This window comes from Glutamicibacter sp. NPDC087583 (genome assembly GCF_044743685.1).
In the GTDB taxonomy this organism is placed as follows: Bacteria; Actinomycetota; Actinomycetes; order Actinomycetales; family Micrococcaceae; genus Glutamicibacter.
Window position 1 is genome coordinate 992,719 of record NZ_JBIUWY010000001.1, and the last position, 25,089, is coordinate 1,017,807.

General features: G+C 63.4%; 20 protein-coding genes. 13 read left to right on the forward strand and 7 right to left on the reverse strand.

From position 1 onward, the window contains the following. Nucleotides 1-7 precede the first annotated feature (7 nt). Complete coding sequence (locus tag ACIOU9_RS04730; protein ID WP_332486174.1) at nucleotides 8-1,015, reverse strand: sugar-binding domain-containing protein; 1,008 nt, start codon at nucleotides 1,013-1,015, stop codon at nucleotides 8-10. Nucleotides 1,016-1,121: 106 nt separating this feature from the next. Between ACIOU9_RS04730 and ACIOU9_RS04735 the strand changes: the two genes are divergently transcribed. The 3 genes from ACIOU9_RS04735 to glpK are packed head-to-tail and all read left to right on the forward strand — an operon-like array spanning nucleotide 1,122 to nucleotide 5,127. Further along, nucleotides 1,122-2,801, forward strand: a complete 1,680-nt coding sequence (locus ACIOU9_RS04735) for a glycerol-3-phosphate dehydrogenase/oxidase (protein WP_105658316.1) — start codon at nucleotides 1,122-1,124, stop codon at nucleotides 2,799-2,801. 59 nt (nucleotides 2,802-2,860) lie between these two features. After that, the gene (locus ACIOU9_RS04740; protein ID WP_105658317.1) at nucleotides 2,861-3,589 is read left to right on the forward strand and encodes an MIP/aquaporin family protein; all 729 of its coding nucleotides are present in this window, start codon (nucleotides 2,861-2,863) and stop codon (nucleotides 3,587-3,589) included. Between the two features lie 17 nt (nucleotides 3,590-3,606). Further along, the gene (glpK, locus tag ACIOU9_RS04745) at nucleotides 3,607-5,127 is read left to right on the forward strand and encodes a glycerol kinase GlpK (RefSeq protein WP_105658318.1); all 1,521 of its coding nucleotides are present in this window, start codon (nucleotides 3,607-3,609) and stop codon (nucleotides 5,125-5,127) included. A 111-nt stretch (nucleotides 5,128-5,238) separates the two neighbouring features. Here glpK and ACIOU9_RS04750 read toward each other — a convergent pair whose 3' ends face one another. Beyond that, on the reverse strand, nucleotides 5,239-7,113 hold the full coding sequence (locus ACIOU9_RS04750; RefSeq protein ID WP_332486178.1) for a hypothetical protein: 1,875 nt from the start codon (nucleotides 7,111-7,113) through the stop codon (nucleotides 5,239-5,241). Between the two features lie 289 nt (nucleotides 7,114-7,402). On the opposite strand from ACIOU9_RS04750, the gene leuS reads away from it, so the two are divergent. From leuS to holA, 5 genes are read left to right on the forward strand one after another with little or no spacing between them, the layout of a single operon-like run. Continuing rightward, nucleotides 7,403-9,892 (forward strand): leucine--tRNA ligase, encoded by a 2,490-nt coding sequence (gene leuS, locus ACIOU9_RS04755; protein ID WP_402696160.1) that lies wholly within the window; start codon nucleotides 7,403-7,405, stop codon nucleotides 9,890-9,892. Nucleotides 9,893-9,901: 9 nt separating this feature from the next. After that, nucleotides 9,902-10,840 (forward strand): DegV family protein, encoded by a 939-nt coding sequence (locus ACIOU9_RS04760; protein WP_105658320.1) that lies wholly within the window; start codon nucleotides 9,902-9,904, stop codon nucleotides 10,838-10,840. A 15-nt stretch (nucleotides 10,841-10,855) separates the two neighbouring features. Further along, the gene (locus tag ACIOU9_RS04765; RefSeq protein WP_402696162.1) at nucleotides 10,856-11,503 is read left to right on the forward strand and encodes a helix-hairpin-helix domain-containing protein; all 648 of its coding nucleotides are present in this window, start codon (nucleotides 10,856-10,858) and stop codon (nucleotides 11,501-11,503) included. Then, nucleotides 11,500-13,767: a ComEC/Rec2 family competence protein gene (locus ACIOU9_RS04770; RefSeq protein ID WP_402696164.1), complete on the forward strand. Its 2,268-nt coding sequence runs from the start codon at nucleotides 11,500-11,502 to the stop codon at nucleotides 13,765-13,767. Before ACIOU9_RS04765 ends, ACIOU9_RS04770 begins: the two co-directional genes overlap by 4 nt. A gap of 34 nt (nucleotides 13,768-13,801) precedes the next feature. Continuing rightward, nucleotides 13,802-14,794 carry a DNA polymerase III subunit delta gene (holA, locus tag ACIOU9_RS04775; protein WP_105658323.1) on the forward strand — a complete coding sequence of 331 codons (993 nt, stop codon included), beginning with the start codon at nucleotides 13,802-13,804 and terminating at the stop codon, nucleotides 14,792-14,794. 175 nt (nucleotides 14,795-14,969) lie between these two features. On the opposite strand, the gene rpsT is transcribed toward holA, so the two are convergent. Together rpsT and ACIOU9_RS04785 are read right to left on the reverse strand one after the other, a co-directional pair. Then, nucleotides 14,970-15,230, reverse strand: a complete 261-nt coding sequence (gene rpsT / locus ACIOU9_RS04780) for a 30S ribosomal protein S20 (RefSeq protein WP_105658324.1) — start codon at nucleotides 15,228-15,230, stop codon at nucleotides 14,970-14,972. Nucleotides 15,231-15,400: 170 nt separating this feature from the next. Beyond that, entirely contained in the window at nucleotides 15,401-15,970 is a 570-nt protein-coding gene (locus ACIOU9_RS04785; protein ID WP_402696165.1) for a type II toxin-antitoxin system PemK/MazF family toxin, read from the reverse strand. Between the two features lie 112 nt (nucleotides 15,971-16,082). On the opposite strand from ACIOU9_RS04785, the gene lepA reads away from it, so the two are divergent. Then, nucleotides 16,083-17,930 (forward strand): translation elongation factor 4, encoded by a 1,848-nt coding sequence (lepA, locus tag ACIOU9_RS04790; protein ID WP_105658326.1) that lies wholly within the window; start codon nucleotides 16,083-16,085, stop codon nucleotides 17,928-17,930. After that, entirely contained in the window at nucleotides 17,931-19,160 is a 1,230-nt protein-coding gene (gene hemW / locus ACIOU9_RS04795; protein WP_332594743.1) for a radical SAM family heme chaperone HemW, read from the forward strand. 16 nt (nucleotides 19,161-19,176) lie between these two features. Here the strand turns inward: hemW and ACIOU9_RS04800 are convergent, their stop codons facing one another. Then, nucleotides 19,177-19,578 carry a DUF4870 domain-containing protein gene (locus tag ACIOU9_RS04800; protein ID WP_402696167.1) on the reverse strand — a complete coding sequence of 134 codons (402 nt, stop codon included), beginning with the start codon at nucleotides 19,576-19,578 and terminating at the stop codon, nucleotides 19,177-19,179. Between the two features lie 90 nt (nucleotides 19,579-19,668). After that, nucleotides 19,669-20,538, reverse strand: coding sequence for a DUF3097 domain-containing protein (locus tag ACIOU9_RS04805; RefSeq protein WP_105661288.1), 870 nt, complete (start codon nucleotides 20,536-20,538; stop codon nucleotides 19,669-19,671). A 127-nt stretch (nucleotides 20,539-20,665) separates the two neighbouring features. On the opposite strand from ACIOU9_RS04805, the gene hrcA reads away from it, so the two are divergent. The 3 genes from hrcA (at nucleotide 20,666) to ACIOU9_RS04820 (ending at nucleotide 23,645) form a co-directional block, all read left to right on the forward strand. Continuing rightward, nucleotides 20,666-21,679, forward strand: coding sequence for a heat-inducible transcriptional repressor HrcA (hrcA, locus tag ACIOU9_RS04810; protein WP_105658330.1), 1,014 nt, complete (start codon nucleotides 20,666-20,668; stop codon nucleotides 21,677-21,679). A gap of 65 nt (nucleotides 21,680-21,744) precedes the next feature. Next, nucleotides 21,745-22,869, forward strand: coding sequence for a molecular chaperone DnaJ (dnaJ, locus tag ACIOU9_RS04815; protein ID WP_105658331.1), 1,125 nt, complete (start codon nucleotides 21,745-21,747; stop codon nucleotides 22,867-22,869). Nucleotides 22,870-22,871: 2 nt separating this feature from the next. Beyond that, nucleotides 22,872-23,645 (forward strand): 16S rRNA (uracil(1498)-N(3))-methyltransferase, encoded by a 774-nt coding sequence (locus ACIOU9_RS04820; protein ID WP_402696169.1) that lies wholly within the window; start codon nucleotides 22,872-22,874, stop codon nucleotides 23,643-23,645. Between the two features lie 330 nt (nucleotides 23,646-23,975). On the opposite strand, the gene ACIOU9_RS04825 is transcribed toward ACIOU9_RS04820, so the two are convergent. Next, a complete protein-coding gene (locus ACIOU9_RS04825) occupies nucleotides 23,976-24,887 on the reverse strand; it encodes a GerMN domain-containing protein (RefSeq protein ID WP_332728102.1) in 912 nt (303 codons plus the stop codon). Nucleotides 24,888-25,089: the final 202 nt, after the last annotated feature.

The following is a 25,089-nucleotide window of genomic DNA, read 5'->3' on the forward strand; positions in this document are numbered from 1 at the left end:
TTTAACCCTACCCGTCCAGCAGCGCCAGGGCGGTGCCTTCGTCGATCACCAGATCGGTGATCAGCCCGCCTTTGAGCGCACCGCGCACGGCCTGGAGCTTGCCGCGGCCGGCGACCACGCAGAAACGGGTCGGCACCTTGCGAAGGGCATCGAGGTTCGGGCCGGTGGAGCGGGCATTAAGCGAAATGTTCGAGCTGTTCCCGTCCTTGTCGAAGAACACCGTGGCCACGTCGCCGACCACGCCGATCTCGTTGAGCTCTTGGGTTTCCGCCTTGGTCAGGTAGCCGCCGCGGTAGACCTGCGAAGCCACGGCGGAGCCGGCCGAGCCCAGGGAGAATACCGCGAGACTCATCTCCTTCTGCACCTGCAGTACCCGGCGGATCGATGTTTCCTCCCACATTGCGTCGCGGGTGGAGGCCCGGTCGAAGAAGGCCGGGACCGGGAACTGCTCGGTGCGGGCGGTGAAGGCTTGGCCGAAACGCGTGAGGATGTCGCTGGCATAGCGCACGCCGCTGGTCACCGGATTAGCTGCTCCATTGAGCTGCACGATCTTCGTGTCATGGGTCGGGTGGGAGCCCAGCGCCGTGGACACCGACTGCATGGTCGATCCCCAGGCAACACCCACCGTCATCGAGGAGGAAACCATGCCGCCGAGCAGGTAGGCCGCGTGCGCAGAGACCCGGGCCAGCAGCTCGGAGTCATCCATGTTGCCGTCGGTGGGTACGACGTTGAAGCTGATCCCGTAGTGCTCGGAGAGCTGGTTTCCCAGCAGCGCCGACATGTTGGCGCTGGGGGAGATGCTGATCGAAACCATGCCGGTGCGCTTGGCGTGGGTGAGCAACCGGGAGACCGTGGACCGCGAGGTGCCCAGCTCCTTGGCGATCACTTCCATCTTCATATCCTGAAGGTAATACAGCTGGGCGGCGCGCAGCGCATCCTTCGCCTTGGGGGTGCTGTGCACAGATGTGCCAGTCGTTGCCCGCTTGTAGGTGCCCCCGGACGAGGATTTCATCATGATTCAGACCACTTCTGCACGTTTGTGCATTTTGTTTGACCGCTTTGCCGTTCAGTAACAAGACTAGCTTCAGACTCATTCAATATTTACATAAGGGGCACAAATCGTGATTCGGGAACAGCTAGCCAAACTGCGCGAACGTCCGCAGGCGCAGGTTCTGGTTGTTGGCGGTGGCATCAACGGCGTAGCGACCTTCCGCTACCTGGCCATGCAGGGGATTGATGTAGCCCTGATCGAGCGCGGCGATTACTGCCAGGGCGCTTCGGGTGCCAGCTCGCACATGATCCATGGCGGAATCCGCTATCTGGAGAACGGCGAGTTCCGCCTGGTTCACGAGTCGGTGCAGGAGCGCAACTCGCTGCTGGAGATCGCTCCGCACTACGTGAAGCCGCTGCAGACCACCATTCCCATCTTCTCCACCTTCTCCGGCATCCTCAGCGCACCGATGCGCTTCCTGTCCCACAAGTCGGGCAAGCCAACCGAACGCGGGGCGGCGTTGATCAAGGCCGGGCTGATCATGTACGACGTGTTCGCAGGGATCGGCGGACGCAACACCCCTTGGCATAACTTCAAGGCCGGCAAGGCTGCCCGCCAGGATCTTCCAGCACTGCGCGATGACGTCAAGTACACCGCCACCTATTTCGACGCCTCGGTGCACAACCCCGAGCGGCTGACCCTGGATGTGCTGCGTGAAGGCCTGAACGCCAACGACGAGGCCCGCGCCAGCAACTACGTTGAGCTGGCCGGCGTCGACGGCGGCACCGCGAAGCTGCGCGATATGCTCTCCGGCGAAGAATTCGACTTCGACGCCGATGTCATCATCAACGCCACCGGCGCGTGGGTGGATCTGACCAACAAGGACCTGGGCCGCGATACCAAGTGGACCGGCGGCACCAAGGGTTCGCACATCGTGCTGGATCACCCGGAACTGCTCGCCGCTACCGGAGGCCGCGAAATCTTCTTCGAGCATGAAGACGGCCGAATCGTGCTCATCTACCCGATGCTCGGCCGCGTGCTGGTCGGCACCACCGACCTCGAGCACGACATGAACGAGCCAGCGGTATGCACCGACGAGGAAGTCGACTACTTCTTCGAGCTGGTCCACCATGTCTTCCCGGGCATCAAGGCCACCAGGGAACAGATCGTCTACAAGTTCTCCGGCGTGCGCCCCCTGCCCAGCCATGACGACACCGCGCCAGGCTTCGTATCCCGCGATTACCAGATCAAGGAAACCCGCCTGACCGACGCGACCACCATGCTCTCGCTGATCGGCGGCAAGTGGACCACCTTCCGCGCACTGAGCGAGAACCTCGGCGGAAAGGCCCTGGAATTCCTCGGCGCCCGTGAAGTGAAGTCCACCGCCGGCGTAGCCATCGGTGGCGGAAAGAACTTCCCGGCCAACGAGGGCGAACTCGCCGCTTGGTATGCCGCGCGCGAGTCCAAGGCCGGCCGCGAACGCTTGCGCGTGCTGCTCGAACGCTACGGCACCGGAGCCGATGCCCTGCTGGAAATCATCGGCGGCAACGAAACCATGCTAGAGCACACCAACGAGCTGTCCTGCCAGGAGTTGGCCTACATGGCGAACCAAGAGCAGGTGGGCCGGTTGATCGATGTCTTCATCCGCCGCACCAACCTGGCCTTCCGCGGCCTGGTCACGAAGGATTTGGTAATCGAGGCAGCTAATTGCCTTGCAGAGCCGATGGGTTGGGACCAGTCCCAGACCCAAGCCGAGATCGACCATTCGCTCTCGGTACTCGCAGAAGCCCACGGAGTCACCCTGGTCTAACCTGCATCCAGGCCGGCGGCAAGGCGCCGCTGGCACTCGAAACCACTAAGAGGTCAACGTTGTCCACTCACGTGTTTCTCGCCGAATTAGCCGGCACTTTCATTCTCCTGCTGATGGGCGGCGGCGTCTGCGCGAACGTCGCCCTGAAAGGCACTCTCGGCAGCGCCGCGGGCTGGGTAGCCATCAGCTTCGGCTGGGGCCTGGGCGTCTATTGCGGCGTCTGGATAGCTGGGATCTCCGGAGCCCACCTGAACCCGGCAGTCACCCTGGGCCTGCTGGTCAACCCGGACGTTGCCGAGTACGCCCCCGGCGTCGCCAAGACCATGGCCAATACGCTGCTCTACTTCGCGGCGCAGTTCATTGGCGCCTTCCTGGGTGCCGTGGGCACCTGGCTGTCCTACAAGAAGCACCTGGATGATCCGCAGAACGCGGGCACGCAGCTGGGCGTCTTCGCCACCGGACCGGCCATCCGCTCCTACGGCTGGAACCTGGTCTCGGAAATCTTCGGCACCTTCGTCCTGGTGTTCGTGATCGCCGGACTGGGGCACACTCCTCACGAGCTTGGCCCGCTGGCTGTCGGCCTGCTGGTTGTTGCCATCGGCCTGTCCCTGGGTGGAGCCACCGGCTACGCCATCAACCCGTTCCGCGACCTCGGTCCACGAATTGCCCACGCCATCCTGCCGATCAAGGGCAAGGGCTCCTCCGACTGGTCCTACTCGTGGGTTCCGTTGGCTGGTCCAGCCATCGGCGGTATCCTTGGCGGACTTGCCGCCGCGCCAATGTTCTAGAAAGAGAGCAGTGAATCATGAGTGAAAAATTCGTCATCGCCATTGACCAAGGCACGACCAGCTCCCGCGCAATTGTCTTCACGCACGCCGGTGAGGTGCATTCGGTAGGCCAGAAGGAACACGAGCAGATCTTCCCGGCTGCCGGATGGGTCGAGCACGATCCAGCCGAAATCTGGAGCAACGTGCGCGAAGTGATTGGCCAGGCCCTGTCCAAGGCCAACCTGACCCGCCACGACATCGAGGTCGTCGGCATCACCAACCAGCGTGAAACCGCGGTGGTGTGGGATAAGAACACCGGCGAAGCCGTCTACAACGCGATCGTCTGGCAGGACACCCGTACCCAGGACATCGTCGACGAACTGGCAGCCGATGGCGGCCTGGAACGCTACAAGCAGACCGTTGGCCTGCCCCTAGCGACCTACTTCTCCGGCACCAAGATCAAGTGGATCCTGGACAATGTCGAAGGTGCCCGGGAGCGTGCCGAAGCAGGCGACCTGCTCTTCGGCACCACCGACAGCTGGGTGCTGTGGAACCTGACCGGCGGCGTGGACGGCGGCGTGCACGTCACCGACGTGACCAACGCATCACGTACCCTGTTCATGGACCTCAAGACCCTGGACTGGGACGAGAAGATCCTGGCTGACTTCGGCGTGCCGCGCTCGATGATGCCGCAGATCCGCTCTTCTTCGGAGGTCTACGGCTCCGTGCACACCAACCAGCTGCTGCGCGAGGTGCCCGTTGCAGGCATCCTGGGCGACCAGCAGGCGGCGACCTTCGGCCAGGCGGCCTTCACCGCAGGTACCGCGAAGAACACCTACGGTACCGGTTGCTTCCTGATCTTCAACACCGGCACAGAGATCGTGAATTCGACCAACGGCCTGCTGACCACCATGGCCTACAAGCTGGGCGAAAACGCACCGGTGTACGCCTTGGAAGGTTCCATTGCCGTGGCCGGGTCGCTGATCCAGTGGCTGCGCGACAATATCGGCATGATCGCTACCGCTCCGGAGATCGAGGAACTGGCAGCAAAGGTGGAGGACAACGGCGGCGTGTACATCGTTCCGGCCTTCTCCGGATTGTTCGCACCATATTGGCGCTCGGATGCCCGTGGCGCGATCGTGGGCTTGACCCGCTATGCGAACAAGAACCACATCGCCCGTGCGGCCCTGGAGTCCACCGCATTCCAGACTCGCGAAGTCCTGGATGCGGTCAACGCCGACGCAGAGGTTCCGCTCACCGAACTGAAGGTCGACGGCGGCATGGTGGCCAACGAAGCCCTGATGCAGTTCCAGGCTGACATCCTCGGCGTGCCAGTGGTTCGCCCGAAGGTCACCGAGACCACCGCACTGGGTGCAGCCTACGCTGCTGGCCTGGCCGTTGGCTTCTGGAAGGACCTGGGCGAACTGGAAGACAATTGGGCCGAGGACAAGCGCTGGGAGCCAACCATGGATGAGGCTACGCGTGAGCGCAGCTTGCGCCTGTGGAAAAAGGCTGTCACCCGCACCTTCGACTGGGTCGACGAAGATACCAAGGCCTAAGCGCAACCGTGGCTTGGCCGGTTCCGAGCCGGCCGCAACCGGCAACGCCCGAATCACCCGGATGGGTGGTTCGGGCGTTGCCGGTTTAACCCGCGGGGCAGCTCAATCGCCTCAATCGCCCGATGCGGCCTCAGGGGTGTCTTCCTGGCCTGGACGCGCGGTTTCCTGCGCGGCGGGTCTGCGGCGCGCGGGGGACTCGCCGGCTTGCCGGGCGTCCCAATAGGTATTGCGGCGGGGCTTTTGCTCCGGATCGACATGTGCAGGCATGACCACGTGCGGCAGCCCATCGACATCGACGACCTCGAGCTGTCCGGCATGGCGCTTGTGGTGATCGGACGTGCACATTCCCGCCCCGGACCAGACACTGGTTTCGCCGCCTTCGGACCAGGGCTTCTGGTAGTGGTCGGTTTCGACATGATCCGGCGGCGCGGTGCAGTCGGGCACGATGCAGCCGCGATCCCGGGCCATGATCGCTTCGCGGATCCGGCCTTTGTGGTAGCGCATCTTGCGCCCCATATCCAGCACTTGGCTGTTGCCGCCGAGGACCATCGGGATGATGTTCGCCCTGGCGAGCAGCTGCCGGAGTTCTCCGGGCGGGATGTCGATGCCATTTGCGGTCATGCCGTGCGCGTCCGCCAGGTTCTGCAGATCCGCGAGCCACAGGTAGACCACGAACTTCGGGATGACGACTTTTCGCTCGCCGCCAGCAAATGGTGCGCGCAACAGCGCCATGAACGCGTTGAGCCGGCGACGATGCAGATCGGGCTGCCCGGCGGGGGAGTCCTGCTGGTGCGGCTCGTCTTGCGCCTCGTCTTGAGCCTCGTCTGGGGCCTCTGCCTGCTTTGCGGTGCGTCCGCCATCGGGATTCTGGCCATCGTGAGCTTCTGGTTCCTCTTCGGCCCACGGCGGCATGGGCTGATCGCTGCGCAGCCACGACGGCGGCTCGGGTGCGGCTCCACTTCCGTTGCCAGCGTTCTGGCCTGCCGTGGACTCCTGGTCCGCTTGGGAGTCCTGGCCCTCTCGCGGGCCGCCGCTGGCGCTGGATCCCGAACCCGCCGGGCGCTGCTGCTGGGGATCGCGATCGGCCCGGCCGGCCTTGGTTCGTGGGTTGCCGGCCTGCGTGAGCACCGAATGAACCAGCTGCGCATCGGTGGCATCGGTGCGCAGCGAGAAGAAATGCACGCCGTTTTTCACCGGGCCGATGAACATGCCGAGCTTGGGAGGCAGCTGCTTGCCGTGCAGTTCTTTGTAGGTCCTGATTGAGGTGCTGATCTGCTTCTGCGCGGCGGCGGGGCCCAGCTCCCGCAGGGAGTGGGCCGCGGCTTGGTCCAGGCTGCGGCCATCGGTGCCATGCGCCAGCAGCGGCACGGGCACGCCGTCAAAGATGGTGTCCTGCGGTTCGAGCCGTTCAAGGCGCCGCGCGGCGGAAGCGATGGCCCGGCGGTTGGCAGCGCCCTGCCCGTAGAGTTCGGCCAGATGCTTGAAACGCGGCGCGCAGATGCCGCCATCGGGGGTGCGCCGGCCAATGAGCAGGTGCGCGTCGGCAATGCGCCGTTGGGCTTCGAAGTAGCTGATGCCCAGCCATGCGGCCAGCAGCTGGGCGGTGTCCTTGTAGCAGCAGCGCCCCGGGGCAAGGTCCGGTTCCCCGGCAAAGAGCCCGTCGCTGATGGCGTCGGGGTCATCCGCAGGCAAACGCAGGGCCGCGTAGCTGTCCAGTGCCAGCGCCCGGGCGCCGGTGGCCTCGGCATGCAGTGCGCCGGCGTGTTGCTCGCAATGGACTTGCTGGGCGAACCTTTCGGTGAGCTGCAGATGCGCCAGGACCAGGCGCGGGTCGCCCGCATCGCGCACCAGCTTGCCCAGCGCGGCATACAGGGCCAGGCACAGGTAGCCAAGGCGCAGCACCATGGCACCGGACAAGGCCGGTCCGAGGTGCATCGGGGCCTGGCATGCGGTGCGCAATGCGGCGATCAGGGCTGGCGCGTTCATGGCTCCATGATCGGGCGCTGGAAGCTCCTGCCCCTGCGGGCAGCTGCGGGATGTGGATAACTGCGGTGGCGCCGCGTTTGCCGCTGTGTGCAATCTTGCGCTTCATCGATGCGCGCGTGGGCAGGGGATATGCGATAGAATCGCGATATGAATCCGAAGCGCAACCTAGCCTGAGCACGGCCCGTTGGCCGTACCCCCGAGTGGAAATTTGGGGGCTTTTGTTGTGTCTGGAACCAAGAACAAGTTTTTCCTATCGGAAATTTTCCGCAAAGCGTGTGAGAAGAGCAGCGTGACATCATCGACGAACGAATCCAGGACCTACGACTTCAAGGACATCGAGTCCAAGTGGCTTCCGGTGTGGGACGAACTACAGGTGTTCAAGCCCGCCGATGATGGCAGCCGCGAACGCCGCTATGTGCTGGACATGTTCCCCTACCCATCGGGCGATCTGCACATGGGCCACGCCGAGGCCTTCGCCATGGGCGATGTGGTCGCGCGCTACTGGCGCTTGCGCGGCTATGACGTGATGCACCCGATCGGCTGGGACTCCTTCGGCCTGCCCGCAGAGAATGCCGCGATCAAGCGCAATGCCCACCCTGCCGAGTGGACCTACAAGAACATCGATACCCAGGCCGCCAGCTTCAAGCGCTACGCGATCTCCGCCGATTGGGATCGCCGCTTGCACACCTCGGATCCGGAGTACTACCGCTGGACCCAGTGGCTGTTCAACAAGTTCTACGAGAAGGGCCTGGCCTACCGCAAGGACCACCCGGTGAACTGGTGCCCGAAGGACCAGACCGTGCTGGCCAACGAGCAGGTCGTCAATGGCGCTTGCGAGCGTTGCGGCACTGCGGTGACCAAGAAGTCGCTGAACCAGTGGTACTTCAAGATCACCGAATACGCTGACCGCCTGCTTGAGGACATGGAGCAGCTCAAGGGCCATTGGCCTGAGCGCGTGCTGCTGATGCAGAAGAACTGGATCGGCCGTTCCGAAGGCGCCGAGGTCACCTTCGGGATCGAAGCGCACGAGGACAAGCCTGCGCTGCAGATCCCGGTCTTCACCACCCGCCCGGACACCCTGTACGGTGCTACCTTCATGGTGGTCGCCGCCGACGCGCAGCTGGCTGGCGAACTGGTCACCGATGAGCACCGCGCCGCCTTGGAGGAATACCAGGAGCAGGTCAAGGCCCTGTCCGAGATCGAGCGCCAGTCCAGCGAACGCGAGAAGACCGGCGTATTCACCGGCCGCTACGCGATCAACCCGCTCTCCGGGGAGAAGCTGCCGGTCTGGGCGGCGGACTACGTGCTGGCCGACTACGGCACCGGAGCCATCATGGCCGTGCCTGCGCACGACCAGCGCGACCTGGACTTCGCCAAGGCCTTTGACCTGCCAGTACGCGTGGTCGTCGAAACCGGTCTGGAAGACCCGAACGAAACCGGCACCGCCACCGCGGGCGAAGGCCAGCTGGTCAATTCGGGGCAGCTGTCCGGTTTGGAGAAGACCGAGGCGATCGCCAAGGCCATTGAGATCGTGGAAGCTGCCGGCACCGGCAAGCACACCATCAACTTCCGCCTGCGCGACTGGTTGCTGTCCCGCCAGCGCTTCTGGGGCACCCCGATCCCGATCATCCACTGCGCCGATTGCGGCGAGGTCCCGGTTCCCGACGACCAGCTGCCGGTGCGCCTGCCCGATAACCTGCGCGGCGAGCAACTGGCCCCGAAGGGCACCTCCCCGCTGGCCGCCGCCGAGGAATGGGTCAACGTGGCCTGCCCGCAGTGCGGCGGCGCCGCCAAGCGCGACACCGACACCATGGACACCTTCGTGGATTCCTCCTGGTACTTCCTGCGCTTCGTCTCCCCGCAGTACACGCAGGGCCCTTTCGACCCGAAGGCCGTGCGCGACTGGATGCCGGTAGGCCAGTACGTCGGCGGGGTCGAGCACGCGATCCTGCACCTGCTGTACTCGCGCTTCTTCACCAAGGTCATCCACGACCTGGGCCTGATCGACGCGACCGAGCCGTTCTCCGCGCTGCTGAACCAGGGCCAGGTCCTGAACGGCGGCAAGGCGATGAGCAAGTCGCTGGGCAACGGCGTGGATTTGGGCGAGCAGCTGGACAAGTTCGGCGTCGACGCGGTACGCCTGACCATGGTCTTCGCCTCCCCGCCGGAGGACGACGTGGACTGGGCCGATGTCTCCCCATCGGGTTCGCAGAAGTTCCTGGCCCGCGCCTGGCGCATCGCCCAGGACACCACCAGCGAGGCCGGCGTGGACTACGCGGCAGGGGACAAGGCGCTGCGCCAGGTCACCCACCGCACCGTGCATGAATCCGCCGCGCTGCTGGATTCGGGCAAGTTCAACGTGGTCATCGCCAAGACCATGGAGCTGGTCAACGCGACCCGCAAGACCATCGACTCCGGTGCCGGGGCAGCGGACCCGGCAGTGCGCGAGGCCGCCACGGTGACCGCCCAGCTGCTGAGCATGTTCGCCCCGTACACCGCAGAGGACATGTGGGAAGCGCTGGGCTATGCGCCCTCCGTGGTCACCAGCGCCTGGCCTGAAGTGGACGAGTCGCTGCTGGTCGATGACACCATCACCGCGGTCGTGCAGATCAAGGGCAAGGTCCGTGCCCGCCTGGAGGTTCCGGTGGACATCACCGAGGAGCAGCTGCGCGCCCAGGCCCTGGCCCACGAGTCGGTGATCCGGATGCTCGATGGCAAGGAGCCGCTGAAGGTCATCGTGCGTGCGCCGAAGCTCGTGAACGTGGTTCCCGCCCCGTAAGCTCGGCTCATGACTGAACGCCAGAAAAGCTCGCGCGCGGGCTGGCTGCCCAAGTGGCTGGCCCCGCGCGGGCTTTCGCGTACCCGGATCGGGGTCGTCTCCGATTCGGCGTCCTGCCTGCCCGGGCATTTCGGGCCGCATCCGGACTTCATCGAAGTGCCGATCCCGATCATCGTGGACAACCATGTGCACGGCGAAGACCTGCAGGCGCTGATGATGGGCCTGGCCATGGGCAAGGCGGTGAAAACCTCGCGCCCGGCGCCAGGCGAGTTCGAACGCGCCTACCGGCAGCTGCTCGACGCCGGCTGCGAGTCGATCATCTCGATCCACATGTCCGGGGCGCTGTCGGGCACCGTGGAGGCGGCCCGCTTGGCGGCCCGCAGCTTTGACGCACCAATCACCGTGGTCGATTCGCGCACCGTGTGCCTGCCCCAGGGATTTGCCGTGGCCGATGTGCTGGCTGCCCGCGCCGCCGGCGCCCCGCTGGAAATGCTCGAGCAGATCGCCGGCACGGCCACCGCCAACACCGTGTACTTCGCGGTGCCAAGCCTTGAGCAGCTGCGCCGCGGCGGCCGGATCAGCGCGCTGTCCTCCGTGGTCGGCAGCTTGCTGAATTTCAAGCCGATCCTCGGGATTGCCGAGGGCTCGATCGTCGCCCTGGAAAAGCCCCGCTCCTTCGCGCGCGCCACCGCACGGCTGGTCGCCCTGGCCTTGCGCGACGCCCGCGACGCCAGTGGCGAGGTGCGGCTGGGGGTGATGCATTTCGGCGCCGAGGAACTGGCCGAGGAAATCGCCACCGAACTGGCACCGTTCAGCGCCATGCCGGTCGTGGTCGAGTCCCTTCCGGCGGTGCTGGCCGCGCATACCGGCCTGGGCGTGATCGCCGTGTGCGTCGCCCCCAGCTATCCACAGTCGGAGTCCATCCTGGATCGGCCGCCGGCGCCATAGCCCAGACTGTGGCCCATGGGCCGCCACGACTTTTTCAACAAATACGCGCCACGTCCCGGTCGCCTGAGATTCGCGATCTCGCGCGTGGCCGTGCTGGTGCTGGTCATCGTGGTGCTCGCCTGGATTGCGATCTCCATCCTGCTCGCGCCACCGCCGGTCGCCCAGGAGCTTGAAACAGTTCCGCTGGTATCGGACCCGTCCGCTTCGGCGCCGGCGGACCACCAGTCCCCGAGCCCGGCCGCACCCGAGGTCACGGTCCACGTGGTCGGCGCGGTGAAGAAGCCCGGCGTCTACCAGCTGCCCGTGGATTCGCGGATTGCCGACGCGGTGGACGCCGCCGGCGGGCTGGCCAAAGGCGCACGTGCGCAGATGGTGAACCTGGCGGCCAAACTGGTCGACGGCCAGCAGGTGGTCCTTCCGGGCGCCGAAACGGCCACGGAACTAGCCGCGGCACCGAGCGCGACGGCGGGCGGGAAGATTTCGCTCAACAGTGCCGATTCCCAGACCCTGCAGGAGCTTCCGGGGATCGGTCCGGCATTGGCAGCCCGGATCATCGACTTCCGCACCGAGAACGGCCCGTTCAGCTCCGTGGAAGAGCTGGATGCGGTACCGGGCATCGGTCCGGCGCTGCTGGGCCAGCTGAGCGAACTGGTGATCCCGTGAACACCGATTTCCGCGGCCTGTGGCTGCTGGGCGGCGCGTGGACCGCCGCCTACTTCACCCTCCCAGTCTGGTTGCTCTGGGTACTTTCCGCGCTGATGGCTATCCTGCTGTTCCTGCTATTGCGGCCCCGGCACGACCGCGCCTACGCGGCGCCATGGTTTACCGGTCCCATTATCCTGCTCCTGGGGGTGGTGGCCGTCAGCAGCCTGGCCTTCACCGACCCCCAGTGCCAGCTGCCGGGCGCCGGCGAGCAACAGCGCCGTGCCGTGGTCCGCTTCGAGGACCCGGCCACCGCGCAGGGCCAGGGGGCTGCCGCCGGCCGGGCGGAAATCCAGCGGTACTGGGCCAACGGCCAATGGGTGCCATGCCGGGTGCCGGTCTTCCTCACCATTGATTTCGGGGTGCCGGCCACTGCGGGTGAGTTCGAGACCATCCTCGACTTGGAAGCAGCAGCTGCCGGCGCCTTCGATTGGTGGGCGCATGCCTCCAGTGAACCGCAGGTGAGCTCCTGGGTTGAGCCTACCGCCGCGGATTACCTCAAGGAACGGTTCACCCAGGGCCTGCGCGGCCTGCCGGACAATGCCCAGGCGCTGCTGCCTGGCATGCTCTATGGCGATCGTTCCGGACAGGACGAAGCGTTGAGCGAGGCGATGAGATCCAGCGGGTTGAGCCACCTGACCGCGGTGAGCGGATCGAACATTGCCCTGATCGGGGCCATTGTGCTGGTGCTGCTCCGGCTGTTTTCGGTGCCACGGGCACCCAGCGCGATCTTGATGATTGGCGTGGTCGGGCTCTTCGCCTGGTTTGCCGGGCCGGATCCCAGTGTCCTGCGCGCCAGCCTGATGGGCAGCATTGCGGTCATCTCGGTGCTGCTGGGTCGTGGCCAAGGCTCTCTGGGAATACTGTGCCTGAGCGGAACCGCCTTGCTGGCTATCGATCGCTCGCTGGGTGCCGAACCGGCCTTCGCCCTGTCGATGCTGGCGACCCTGGGAATCATCATGCTCGCCCCGGCCCTGACCGAAATTCTTCTCCACATATTCCCGGCCTGGTTCGCGCAGCTGACGGCCATTTGCTGCGCGGCGCAGTTCACCTGCCTGCCGGTGGTCATCGCGTTGAATTCGGATTTCAGCCTGTACTCGCTGCCCGCGAACCTCGTGGTCGCGCCGTTGCTGCCCTTGATTACTGCGCTCGGCATGGCCTGCCTGCTGCTGTGCACGCCGTGGCCAGCGCTGGAATCGGTGCTGATCTGGGTTCCGGGGCTGCCGGCAGAAGCCATTGGCCAGGTGGCCCATTTCGTTTCCGGGCTCCCCGGTGCCGCCCGGCCGTGGCCCGAAGGCCTACCCGGAATCGTCTTGGCAGTGATGCTCTCCCTGGTGCTTTGCACCCTGCTGGTGCTGGGCCGGGAAACCGAGAGGCTCCGGGTCAGGCAGGTGTCCCTAAGCGTGCTGGGAGCGATCCTGGTATTCGCCGTAGCGCTCGTTCTGCCTGCGACGCTGTTCTACCGGGAAGATATCGCGCCGCATTGGAGCATTGCCATGTGCGATGTGGGCCAGGGCGACGCCTTCGTCATCAATCTGGGGGATTCAGAGGGCTGGCTGATCGATACCGGACCACCGGAGAGCGGGTTGCTGCTGTGCCTGGAGCGGCTGGGCATCAGCACCTTGAGCAAGGTCTTCATCACGCATACCCACAGCGACCATTTCGGGGCCGTGGGCGAGCTGGAGAATTCGCACGTAAAGATTGGTGAACGCCTGGTCTCGACTGGGTTCGACCTTGAACTATGGCCCGGTGCACGCGCCTTGGAGCCCGGTACGCGGCAGGCTGCACGGCAGGTGGGCTTCGAAGTCGTGGGCCCCGAGGCGCGCTTCGCGAAATACGCCGAACCCAACGATACATCGCTGGTCATCCGGTTCAGCTTTTCCACCGGGACCGGAACCATCGATCTCTTCACAGCCGGGGACATGGAAACCGAAGCCATGGATCGCCTGCTGCGCCTGCATCCGCAAGGGCATGCAGCGATCCTGAAAGCCTCGCACCATGGGGCACGCAACGGCGGTACCGAAATCATCGAGCAGATCCGTCCGCAGATCCTGCTGGTCTCCGCGGGGAAGGATAATTCCTATGGCCATCCGCACCCCGAAACCCTGGAGATGGCGCAGCAGGTCGGCGCGACGGTGATTCGCACCGACCAATCGGGTACCGTACTGCTCACATTTACCAGCCAGGGCGTTCTGGGTACCGCCCTGGGTACGCCAGTTCGGTAGGATCGTTATATCGACCGATGCACTAAGGAGTTCGATGGCACGCGCCCAAGCAAATCCGGGTATCTCATGGCGGGAACTGCGCCCGCAACCACTGATCCTGTTGACCGGTTCAGAGGATTACCTCGCTTCGCGCGCCTTCGAATTGCTGCGTTCCCAGGCATCCCAGCGGGACGATATCCAGCACACGCGTCTTGACGCGGCAAAGTACGAGCCAGGAGAGCTGCTCATGGCCACCAGCTCTTCGCTGTTTTCCAGCGCCAATCTGGTCGAGGTCCACGAACTGGCCCACATGAACGAGTACTTCCTCAAGGACGCCCTGGCCTACCTGAAAGACCAGGCTCCCGAGAATGTGCTCATCATGCATTACTCGGGTGGTACGCGCGGCAAGAAGCTGATTGACGCAATCAAAGCTGCCGGTGCCCTGATCGTCAATTGCCAACCGGTGAAAAAGGACTCCGAGAAGATCGACTTCGTCCAGTCCGAATTCAAAGCCGCCAAGCGCCGGATTACCAATGACGCGGTCAAAGCCCTCGTAGCGGCGGTAGGCAACTCGCTGGCAGAGCTTGGATCGAGCTGCTCCCAGCTGATTGCCGACACCACGGGAACCATTGACCAGGATACGGTCGACAGGTACTACGGCGGCCGGGTTGAAGCAACTGCGTTCAAGGTGGCCGATGCCGCAATTTCCGGCAACGCCCAGATGGCGCTTCGCACTTTGCGCCATGCGCTGGGTACTGGAACCGACCCGATTCCCATTGTGGCCACCTTGGCGATGAAAGTCCGCCAGATCGCCAAGGTCGCCGGCGTGAATGAACCCGCAGCTTCATTGGCATCCGAGTTGGGGATGGCGCCGTGGCAAGTTCAGCAGGCGCAGCAGCAGGCTCGCGGCTGGAAACGCAGCGATCTTGCCCTGTGCGTCGAAGAAATAGCGAATACCGACCGCATGGTCAAGGGCGGCAGCCGTTCACCGGGCTACGCGCTGGAACACGCCATCATGTTCATTGCAGGCAAGGCTCCGGGACGCTAGCCGCTGAGGTTCCAGGTGGGGGCGGGCACGATGCACTCGTGCGCGCTCCCACTGCTCTTTAATTAAGGCTAGCCATCAGCGCGTGCCTGCCTGGAAGCTTCGATGAGCAGTTCCGGGCAAAACAAAACCCCCGCACTCGATGAGTGCGGGGGAGTTGATGAAGTCTAAGCTCGGCTTAGAGGGCGTTAACCTTCTTGGCGATAGCCGACTTGCGGTTAGCAGCGTTGTTCTTGTGCAGAACACCCTTGCTTACAGCCTTGTCGATCTTCTTGCCAGCCAGGCGCAGTGCCTCGGTTGCCTTTTCCTTGTCACCGGAGACTACTGCCTCGTTGACGTTACGGATCACGGTCTTGACCTCGGAACGGACAGCTACGTTACGCAGACGTGCCTTCTCGTTGGTCAGGATACGCTTCTTCTGGGACTTGATGTTAGCCACTTTAATAAACTCTCTCGTTTATCGTTTTATACGGTCGGTAGAGGGTTCATCCTTCAGGCCATCGACTGAGCGGTGTGGGGCACCTATGGCGACCCGAAGGGGGCGTGTTGCCCAACCTGCGCAACACACAAAGATTAACTTTATCAGATAGGGAGCCTGACAACGAGTGCTTATGCGCGTTCGTTTAGGGCGTTCACCACATTTGAGAAGCGTTCGCGATCCAGGATGGCGCCTTCGCGGCGGACGGCTTGATCGCCGACTCGGATAATGCGATCGAGCTTGACCTCGCTCGGACGCCGCTCGCGGTCCCAGTCCCCGGTACCGATGTCCATATAGTTGCGGTCGCGGTGATCCGAGTTGTTCTTGTCCTTGCTTGTGAGCATCAACCCCAGCAGCCAGCCACTATCACGGCCGACGATCAGCACCGGGCGATCCTTGCCCTGCGAATAATCCTCTTCATAGGGAACCCAAGTCCAGACAATTTCTCCCGGATCGGCGTTGCCGTCCTTCGCCGGGTTGTACTCGTAGTGAATCTTGCCACGGTAATCACCCGGGTAGCCGGCACCCGCTGGAGAATCCTGCATGGAGTTGACACGAGAGCGGCTTCCGGCAGTGCTCGGGGACCCGCTGGCCCCGCGGTTGCTGGCCGGGCGCTTGCTTGCCGAATTTGCGCGGACCTTGCTGATTTCCTTCAGCGCGCGCATGACGATGCTAAATATCTTCTCTGGATTCAGTGCCATGGACGACAAACTATCAGTTTCAGGCTGTCGAAATATGAGAAGACGCGGAAATCATGACAGAATGGAAGCTAATCCAACTATGTCTTTTAGTCAGCTAGTGAGGTCTGTTTAGGTGTCTCCATTGGCCCGCACCGCTCCGGTGCCTGCCGCGACCGATCCGTCGCTCATCCGTAACTTCTGCATCATTGCCCATATCGACCACGGTAAGTCGACCCTGGCCGACCGGATGTTGCAACTGACCGGCGTTGTCGCTGCCCGCGACATGAAGGCACAGTACCTCGACCGCATGGACATCGAGCGCGAACGCGGCATCACCATCAAGTCCCAGGCTGTGCGCATGCCGTGGGGAGCCGAAGATGGCACCCCCTATGCACTGAACATGATCGATACCCCCGGGCACGTCGACTTCACCTACGAAGTCTCGCGTTCGCTGGCCGCCTGCGAAGGCGCGATCCTGCTAGTTGACGCCGCCCAGGGCATCGAGGCGCAGACCCTGGCCAACCTCTATTTGGCTATCGAGGGCGATCTGACGATCATCCCTGTGCTCAATAAGATCGACCTGCCCAACGCGCAGCCGGAAAAGTACGCTGCCGAGCTGGCCAACCTGATCGGTTGCGAGCCAGAAGACGTGCTGAAGGTTTCGGGCAAGACCGGTGAAGGTGTTGAAGCACTGCTCGATGAGGTCATCAAGCAGCTCCCGCCGCCTGTCGGCGATGCCAAGGCTCCGGCTCGCGCAATGATCTTCGACTCCGTATACGACACCTACCGTGGCGTGGTGACCTACGTTCGAGTTGTCGATGGCAATCTGTCTCCTCGCGAGAAGATCCAGATGATGTCCACCGGCACCACCCACGAACTGCTGGAAATCGGCGTATCCTCGCCGAACCCCGAGCCCACCAAGGGCCTGGGCGTTGGCGAAGTGGGCTACCTGATCACCGGTGTCAAGGACGTGCGCCAGTCCAAGGTCGGCGATACCGTCACCAACTTCCACAAGCCGGCCACCGAGTCCCTGGGCGGGTACGAAGAGGCCAAGCCAATGGTCTTCTCCGGCCTGTACCCGATGGACGGCACCGACTACCCGGTACTGCGTGATGCGCTGGATAAGCTGCAGCTCAACGATGCTGCGCTGACCTACGAACCGGAAACCTCCGTGGCCCTGGGCTTCGGCTTCCGCGTGGGCTTCCTGGGCCTGCTGCACCTGGAAATCACCCGCCAGCGACTGGAATCCGAATTCAATCTGGACCTGATTTCCACGGCGCCGAACGTGGTGTACGAGGTCATGGGCGAAGACAAGCAAATGATTACGGTCACCAACCCCTCGGAATTCCCGGATGGCAAGATCCTGGAAGTCCACGAGCCAATGGTTGCCGCCACCATCCTGGCGCCCAGCGAATTCATCGGCTCGGTCATGGAACTGTGCCAGACCCGCCGCGGCACCATGCGCGGCATGGACTACCTCTCCGAGGACCGTGTCGAAATGCGCTACCACCTTCCGCTGGCTGAGATCGTGTTCGACTTCTTCGACCACCTCAAGTCCAAGACCCGCGGCTATGCTTCGCTGGACTGGAAGGCCGACGGCGAGCAGGTGGCAGATCTGGTCAAGGTCGACATCCTGCTCCAGGGCGAGCAGGTGGATGCCTTCAGCGCCATTACGCACCGCGACAAGGCCTACAACTACGGGACCATGATGACCTCGAAGCTGCGTGAGCTGATTCCTCGCCAGCAGTTCGAAGTTCCAATCCAGGCCGCGATCGGTTCGCGCATCATTGCCCGTGAGAACATCCGCGCAATCCGCAAGGACGTTCTTGCCAAGTGCTACGGCGGCGATATCAGCCGCAAGCGCAAGCTGCTGGAAAAGCAGAAGGAAGGCAAGAAGCGCATGAAGATGGTCGGCCGCGTGGAGGTTCCGCAGGAAGCCTTCATTGCCGCACTGTCCACCGACGAGCCGAAAAAGAAGTAAATGCCTTCAGTACTGCCTGACGGCGATCCGGCTCCGGCCGATGGTCTGCTCCCTGCCTCATGCGCGCATGAGGCACAGGGGCGGACCATGTCCTTTTATGTGCATATTCCGTTCTGCACCGTCCGTTGCGGCTACTGCGATTTCAACACGTACACCGCCACGGAGCTGGGCTCCGGTTCCAGCCAAGCAACCTACGCTGCCACCGTCAGCAAGGAAATCAGCTTCGCCCGCGAGGTGATGGACCGTTCGGGCCAACCGCACCGCGAAATTGAAACTGTCTTCTTCGGCGGCGGAACTCCCACGCTGCTGCCCGCCGGAGACCTGGTCTCGGTGCTCGGCCGGATCCGCGACGACTTCGGCCTGAAGCCGGGCGCGGAAATCACCACGGAGGCCAACCCGGATTCGGTGACCCGCGAAAGCCTGCAGGAGCTGGCCGACGGCGGGTTCACCCGTGTGTCCTTCGGCATGCAGTCCGCGGTGCCCCACGTGCTCAAGGTGCTTGAGCGCACCCATGATCCGAAGCGCGTTCCGCAAGCCGTTGCGTGGGCGCGCGAGGCCGGCCTGGATGTCAGTGTCGATCTGATTTATGGCACTCCGGGGGAGAGCCTGGCAGACTGGCGCACCAGCATCGAAGCCGCGTTGAGCTACGAACCTGATCACATTTCGGCGTATGCGCTGATCATCGAGGAAGGCACCAAGCTGGCGGCCCAGATTCGCCGTGGCGAGGTACCGAACATCGATGATGACGACCATGCCGAAAAGTACCAGTTGGCCGACGACATGTTTGCCGCGGCCGGTTTCTCCTGGTACGAGGTCAGCAACTGGGCGAAGACCCCGGCGAATGCCTGCCAGCACAACATCGCTTACTGGCAGGGCGGCGACTGGTGGGGCGCAGGCCCCGGCGCGCATTCCCATGTTGGCGGGCTGCGCTGGTGGAATGTGAAGCATCCAGCCGCGTATCAGCAACGGATCGATGCTGGAATCTCCCCGGGCCACGGCCGCGAATACCCGGATGCCGAGGCCGTGCAGCTTGAGCGCACGATGCTGTTGACCCGGCTGGGTTCGGGCATGAAGATTAGCGAGCTCGATGAAACCGGACGCAAGAAAGTCGCCGGCTTGATCGCCGACGAGCTGATTGATGCCAAGGCCGCGTTCGCCGGCACATTGGTGTTAACGCAGCGAGGCCGGCTCCTGGCCGACCTCGTGGTGCGTGAACTGCTCGATTTCTAAGACTGGGAAACCGCTGCTACTTCATCAGCCGCAGATTGAATTGGTAGCGGTAAGGGCGTCCCTTGTTGGCCTGGATGGCAGCAAGGGCGCCCGAGACCGTCATGAAGACCCAGAGGGCCACGGCGAGTACTGCGAAAAGCCAACCGATCACCGGCAAGACCATGAGCACATTGAATACGATGGCGAGAATGGTCAGCGGGAACGTGAAATTGAACGCTTCCTTCGATTCCTGTGCAGTGAACGGGCCACGGTCCCGGAATACGGCAAAGACGATTGCCGAAGGAACGCAACCCAAGATGGCACCGAAGTGGGCCATCATTGCCCACTGGCGATCTTCTGAAGGAGTCAGCGGCAGCGCAGAGGACCTGGAACCTTCGAAGCGGGAATTCTCCGATGGCTTCGTCTGGCGTGATGTCACTATTTTTCCTTGTCTTGCTAAGTGCGGTTCCTCTTATCATAGCGACCGCGGCTGGGCGCACGGGGAGATTCGCAGACTAATCTCCAACTATTAGTCAATCGTTAGGAAACCGTAATCTTCGGTCGTGAGAAAATCGATCAATTCTTCAATCCGGCCCAAGAGCTGTGGTTCAAGCTGCCCGTAATGCTGCACCGTGGACAAGAGCCGCTGCCATCCGATGCCGATGTCTTCCGCGGTGGAGTGCGGCCAGCCAAAGGCCCGGAGCACACCGGTTTTCCAATCGGTGCCCTTGGGGATCACCGGCCAAGCCTTGATGCCCAGTGTCGCAGGCTTGATCGCCTGCCATACATCCACGTACGGGTGGCCGAGGATCAGCACGTTTTGCGCTGCACCGGGGACCTTCATCGCCTCGGCAACGATGCGCGATTCCTTGCTTCCGGCAACCAGGTGGTCAACCAGGATTCCCAGGCGGCGCTGCGCGGAGGGGGCGAAGTCGCGGATAGCCCCGGCAAGATCGTCCACGCCATGCAGCGGTTCAACGACGATGCCTTCAACACGCAGGTCGTGGCCCCAAACTTTTTCAACCAGCTCAGCGTCGTGCTTGCCTTCTACCCAGATGCGGCTTGCCCTGGCTTCCCGGGCCTTCAGTCCGGCAACGGCACGCGAACCCGAAGCCGAGACCAGCTTCTGGGGCGGTGCGGCCTTGGCAACGGGATCAATGATCTCCACCGCTTCGCCTTCGAGGAAGAACCCGAAGCCCGCCTGGAAGGAGCGGGTCTTGCCGTGTCGGTCCTCGAGCACGATCACGCGCATGCCACCGGATTTCTCGGTACGGATGACTTCTCCTACCCATCCTGAGGTGGCATCTTCCAGAATCATGCCACGTTCAACAGGGACCTGGCGGAGTTTTTTCGGTGCCGGTGCACTCAGATCCCGTGGTCCCCAGGAGTAATTAGTCACGTACTGCCTTTCGCTGTGATCGAATACGCTCGAAATCCAATGCTAGCAACTGCTGAACGTATTAGACTTGGCACTTGACAGGTTAGAGTGCCAAAGCCGGGCACAGGGAATCCAAGGAGGTGCTGTTGTGACAGAGCCGCGACGCCTAGACGTTCTGCGTGCCATCGTGGAGGACTACGTCCAATCCCGTGAGCCAGTGGGTTCCAAAGCGCTCCTTGACCGGCACAACCTCGGTGTCAGCGCCGCGACGATCCGCAATGACATGGCTATGCTGGAAGAAGAGGGGCTCATAGTCGCTCCGCATACTTCCTCCGGACGGATCCCCACCGAAAAGGGATACCGCCGCTTCGTCGATGAGATCGGCGAGCTCAAGCCGCTGTCGCGGGCTGAACGCGACGCCATCAACAAGATCCTGGACAGCTCCACGGACCTGGACGAGATGCTCAAGAGCACCGTTCGCCTCCTGGCGCGGTTGACCAACCAGGTAGCAATGATCCAGGTGCCGCACTACGACACCGCTTCGTTGAAGAACCTCGATCTGGTCGGACTGGGCTCGGCCCAGGTGCTGATGGTGATGATCGCTTCCAATGGCACGGTGGATCAGCGCATGATGCCGGTCCAGCGTTCCTACAGCGATGATGAGCTGGATGACTTGAAGCTGTGGCTGCTCAACAATTTCGGGGGAGTGAAGCTTGCCGAACTTGCCGGCCGGCTCACCCGCATCGAGCGCAGTTCGACGCAGCAGGCCGACCCCCTGGTGGACCAGGTGATCGGTGCGCTGGAAGAAATGGCCCAGGCGGCCAACGCGCAACGCATCATCATGGCAGGCACCGCGAACCTCGCCCGCGTGGAAGGGGACTTCCCGCTAAGCATAACCCCGGTGCTCGAGGCGCTCGAGGAGCAGGTAGTGCTGCTCAAGCTCTTCTCCGAGCTGGAAGCCGATTCGCGCGGCGTGGCCGTGGCCATCGGCACCGAGCACCACTACGGGCAGCTGTCGGAAGCCGCCGTGGTCGCCACCACCTACGGCACCGATGTGCGCAACAAGCTCGGGGTCCTGGGCCCCACCCGGATGAACTATCCAACCTCCATGGCCTCGGTTCGTGCGGTGGCACGGTACCTGTCGAAGATTTTGGCTAACTAGCCTCGCTGGGCACCGCCCGGCACTACCGAATTTCAAGATTCTCAGGAAAGGACACGGCGAATAACGTGAGCTCGCATTACGAGACCCTAGGCGTCGCCAAGGACGCGACCCCGCAGGAAATCAAGAGTGCCTACCGCAAGTTGGCGCGTAAGCTGCACCCGGATGTAAACCCTAGCGATGACGCTGCAGAACAGTTCAAGCTGGTCACCCGAGCCTACGAAGTCCTTTCCGACCAGACCAAGCGCTCCAACTACGACGCCACCGGCGATGAGAACGGCAACGGCCACCCGGGCTTCGGCGGTGGCGGCCAGGGCTTTGGCGGCTTCGGCGACATCTTCGAGCAGTTCTTCGGTGGCGGCCAGGCCCAGGGCCCGGCATCACGCACCCAGCCGGGCCGCGACGCGCTGATCACCATCACCATCGACCTGGAAGACGCGGTCAAGGGCACGGTCTACCCGCTGGAGATGGAAACCGCTGTCACCTGCAAGACGTGCAACGGTTCGTGCACGCGCGAAGGCACCAGCCCGGTCACCTGCGACATCTGCCATGGCGCAGGCCAGGTGCAGCGTCCAGTGCGTTCATTCCTGGGCCAGATGATGACCGTGGAAACCTGTGCGGCCTGCCGCGGTTTCGGCACCACCATCCCGGACCCCTGCCTGGAGTGCAACGGCGAAGGCCGGGTGCGCGAGCATGTGTCCAAGTCGCTGAACGTTCCTGCAGGTGTCGACTCCGGCACCCGCATCCAGCTGCGCGGACAGGGCGAAGCCGGCCCGGGCGGCGGGCCTAACGGCAACCTGTTCGTCGAGATCGACGTGCGCCGCCATAAGGTCTTCGAGCGCGCCGGCACCGACCTGCACGCCAAGATGAGCCTGCCAATGACCGCCGCCGCACTGGGTTGCGAGCTGAAGCTGGAAACCTTCGACGGCGGCCAGTCCATCAATGTGGAGCCAGGCGCCCAGGATGGCGACACCGTCACCCTGCCGGGCCTCGGTGTGCCGCGCCTGCGCGGAGGCAAGCGCGGGGACATCATCGTGCACCTGCAGGTGGAGACGCCGACCAAGCTCGACGCTGCCCAGCGCGATCTGCTCGAGCAACTGGCCAAGCTGCGTGGCGAAGAACTCTCGGCCGGCCGTGTGGAGCACAGCGGCGGCATGTTCTCCCGCCTGCGCGACAAGCTGAACCAGCGCTAGGCATGAGCAACCACAGCTTCGTCATCGACGCCCAGCAGGGCCGGGACGCAACGGTCGGGGACATTCTTGAACTGGATGGCTCCGAAGCGCACCACGCGGTCACCGTTAAACGGGTCTCCGCGGGCGAGCACCTGGACCTGCTGGATGGCAAGGGGCTGCGCCTGACTGTGGAGGTCATCGGCACCGCCAAGGACCTGCTGAGCGTGAAGGTCCTGCGCCGTGCCGAGGAAGCGGTCAGCGATCACCCGGTCACCCTGGTCCAGGCGCTGTCCAAGGGGGATCGCGACCTGCAAGCTGTCGAGTCCGGCGTGGAACTGGGCGTGCTGTCGGTACGCCCCTGGCAGGCTGACCGCTCGATCGTGCGCTGGAACGCGGCCAAGGTCGACAAGGCCATGGCCAAGTGGCGCGCCCAGGTGCGCTCGGCGCAGAAGCAGTCGCGCCGCGCCTATGAGCCAGAGGTGCTGGACCCGCTGGGTTCCAAGGAACTGGCCAAGGCCATCGCGGCCGATACCGCAAATGACGCACTGGTTCTGGTTCTGCACGAGCAGGCCGCGGAATCGGTGGCCCGGCGTGTGCAGTCGTGGCTCGCCGATGCGCGGACCGGCCAGGAGATCATCATGATCGTCGGGCCAGAAGGAGGCATCTCCGAAACGGAGCTGCAGTCCTTCGTCGATGCCGGCGCCCAACCAGCCCTGCTGGGCCAGCATGTGCTGCGTGCCTCGACCGCGGGCCCCGCGGCCCTGGTCTTGATCCGCCATTTGATCGGCGAAATCTAGGTTCCAGAATTCCGGTTAGCAGGTGAATTGCTCCGCAGATCCCGGCAGGCATGTGCCTGCCGGGATCTGCGGAGCAATTTCGTCTCCGGCCGGCGCAACGGGTTCGAGCCGAGAAAAGGCCTCGGGACGGGGAACGCGAAGTCGCTGCGGGCCGGATACGCGGATGCGGCAGCCGATCGGATCACGACGCTGTCCACGGCAATGGCACTGGAAATCCTGCCAGCAGGCCAAGAATGCTCAGCCGCCACCAGTTCAGGAGCTGGCCCGGACAATGGGCGCCCAGGTTCATGTCCAGGACTTCCGGCGGGGGCTGCAGCGCTGGATGCTGCGTTACTCGACGCGGAAGTCGCTGGTGACCTTGCCGACCAGATGGTCCGATTCGGTCTCAACGCCCCAGAAAGTCAGGCGGTATGAGCCGGCACGCAGATCGGTGGTCAGGGTGAATGAACCGTCGGCATTGATCTGCCCGGGGTTGACCTGCTTCTGAGCGGTCATCACCGTGAGCTTGCCGTCGGCGTCCTTGCGCTGCAAGGAGTAGAAGGTGCCGATGTCGAACTGGGTGGTTCGGCCGTTAATCTTGATCGAGCCATCCGCCAAGGTCTTGTTGAACTGCGGATCGATGATCCAGATCGGTGCAATGAACGCCGCATCGCGCTCGTAGACATCCTTGAGCCGGAAACCGTCGAAGACTGTGGCATTTGCCTGGCCGTCAACCAGGATGCGGACCGTTGCGGGAAGCTCGCCCACGACCAGTCCAGCGCTGGCGGCAGCTGCCGTAGCGGTGAAGACCAATTGCTGGATGGCGCGCTCCGACAGGCCCTGGTCGAGATTGGCGCTGAAGACCTTGGCCGGCAGATCCAAGGTGATGACATTCGCATTATTGATTGAAACCCCGATTTCATCGGTGGGCTTCAAATGGGTATAGCGTTTCGGCTTCATCGGGTCGGCTGAGAGCAGCGTCCAGATCGCATCGCCGATGGGTTCCTGATGGCGGGTGTCCTCGATGTACTCGCGGTACAGGAACACGCCGGTATCGGTGTTTTCCAGCCAGTAGATGGGCAGGCTAGCCGCGATGCCGACATCCTCGCCAGCGTCGGTGGCGTTCGGCAGGTTCAGCGATTCAGCCACGGCGGTCGATGGCATCTCATAGGAGCTCTCGCGATTCGTCAGACCGCATCCTGCGGCGACGACGAGAGCGGCAGTGATTCCCAAAACGCCGAATCGGCGTGGAATCTTCCGCAAGATCCTTGATTGCACTGCGTACCAATCCGTGGTGATTTTAGCTGTTGTGGCTCCTGGCCGTATTGGAACCGCTCTCAAGCTTGCCATATCAGAAGCGGCTAACTGCAGAAAAATGGCCCAACTTACTAATCCGTAACCAAATCTATATGTTCGCCACTTGCCCCGATTAGCATCATTCAAGACTACTTTCAGGTTCTACTGC

What these genes read in the sequence shown, in the direction of transcription:
- glpK (WP_105658318.1), top strand. Translation starts at nt 3,607, where the DNA reads ATGAGTGAAAAATTCGTCATCGCCATTGACCAAGGCACGACCAGCTCC.
- ACIOU9_RS04730 (WP_332486174.1), bottom strand. Translation starts at nt 1,015, where the DNA reads ATGATGAAATCCTCGTCCGGGGGCACCTACAAGCGGGCAACGACTGGC.
- ACIOU9_RS04760 (WP_105658320.1), top strand. Translation starts at nt 9,902, where the DNA reads ATGACTGAACGCCAGAAAAGCTCGCGCGCGGGCTGGCTGCCCAAGTGG.
- hemW (WP_332594743.1), top strand. Translation starts at nt 17,931, where the DNA reads ATGCCTTCAGTACTGCCTGACGGCGATCCGGCTCCGGCCGATGGTCTG.
- ACIOU9_RS04785 (WP_402696165.1), bottom strand. Translation starts at nt 15,970, where the DNA reads ATGGCACTGAATCCAGAGAAGATATTTAGCATCGTCATGCGCGCGCTG.
- ACIOU9_RS04820 (WP_402696169.1), top strand. Translation starts at nt 22,872, where the DNA reads ATGAGCAACCACAGCTTCGTCATCGACGCCCAGCAGGGCCGGGACGCA.
- ACIOU9_RS04750 (WP_332486178.1), bottom strand. Translation starts at nt 7,113, where the DNA reads ATGAACGCGCCAGCCCTGATCGCCGCATTGCGCACCGCATGCCAGGCC.
- ACIOU9_RS04765 (WP_402696162.1), top strand. Translation starts at nt 10,856, where the DNA reads ATGGGCCGCCACGACTTTTTCAACAAATACGCGCCACGTCCCGGTCGC.
- holA (WP_105658323.1), top strand. Translation starts at nt 13,802, where the DNA reads ATGGCACGCGCCCAAGCAAATCCGGGTATCTCATGGCGGGAACTGCGC.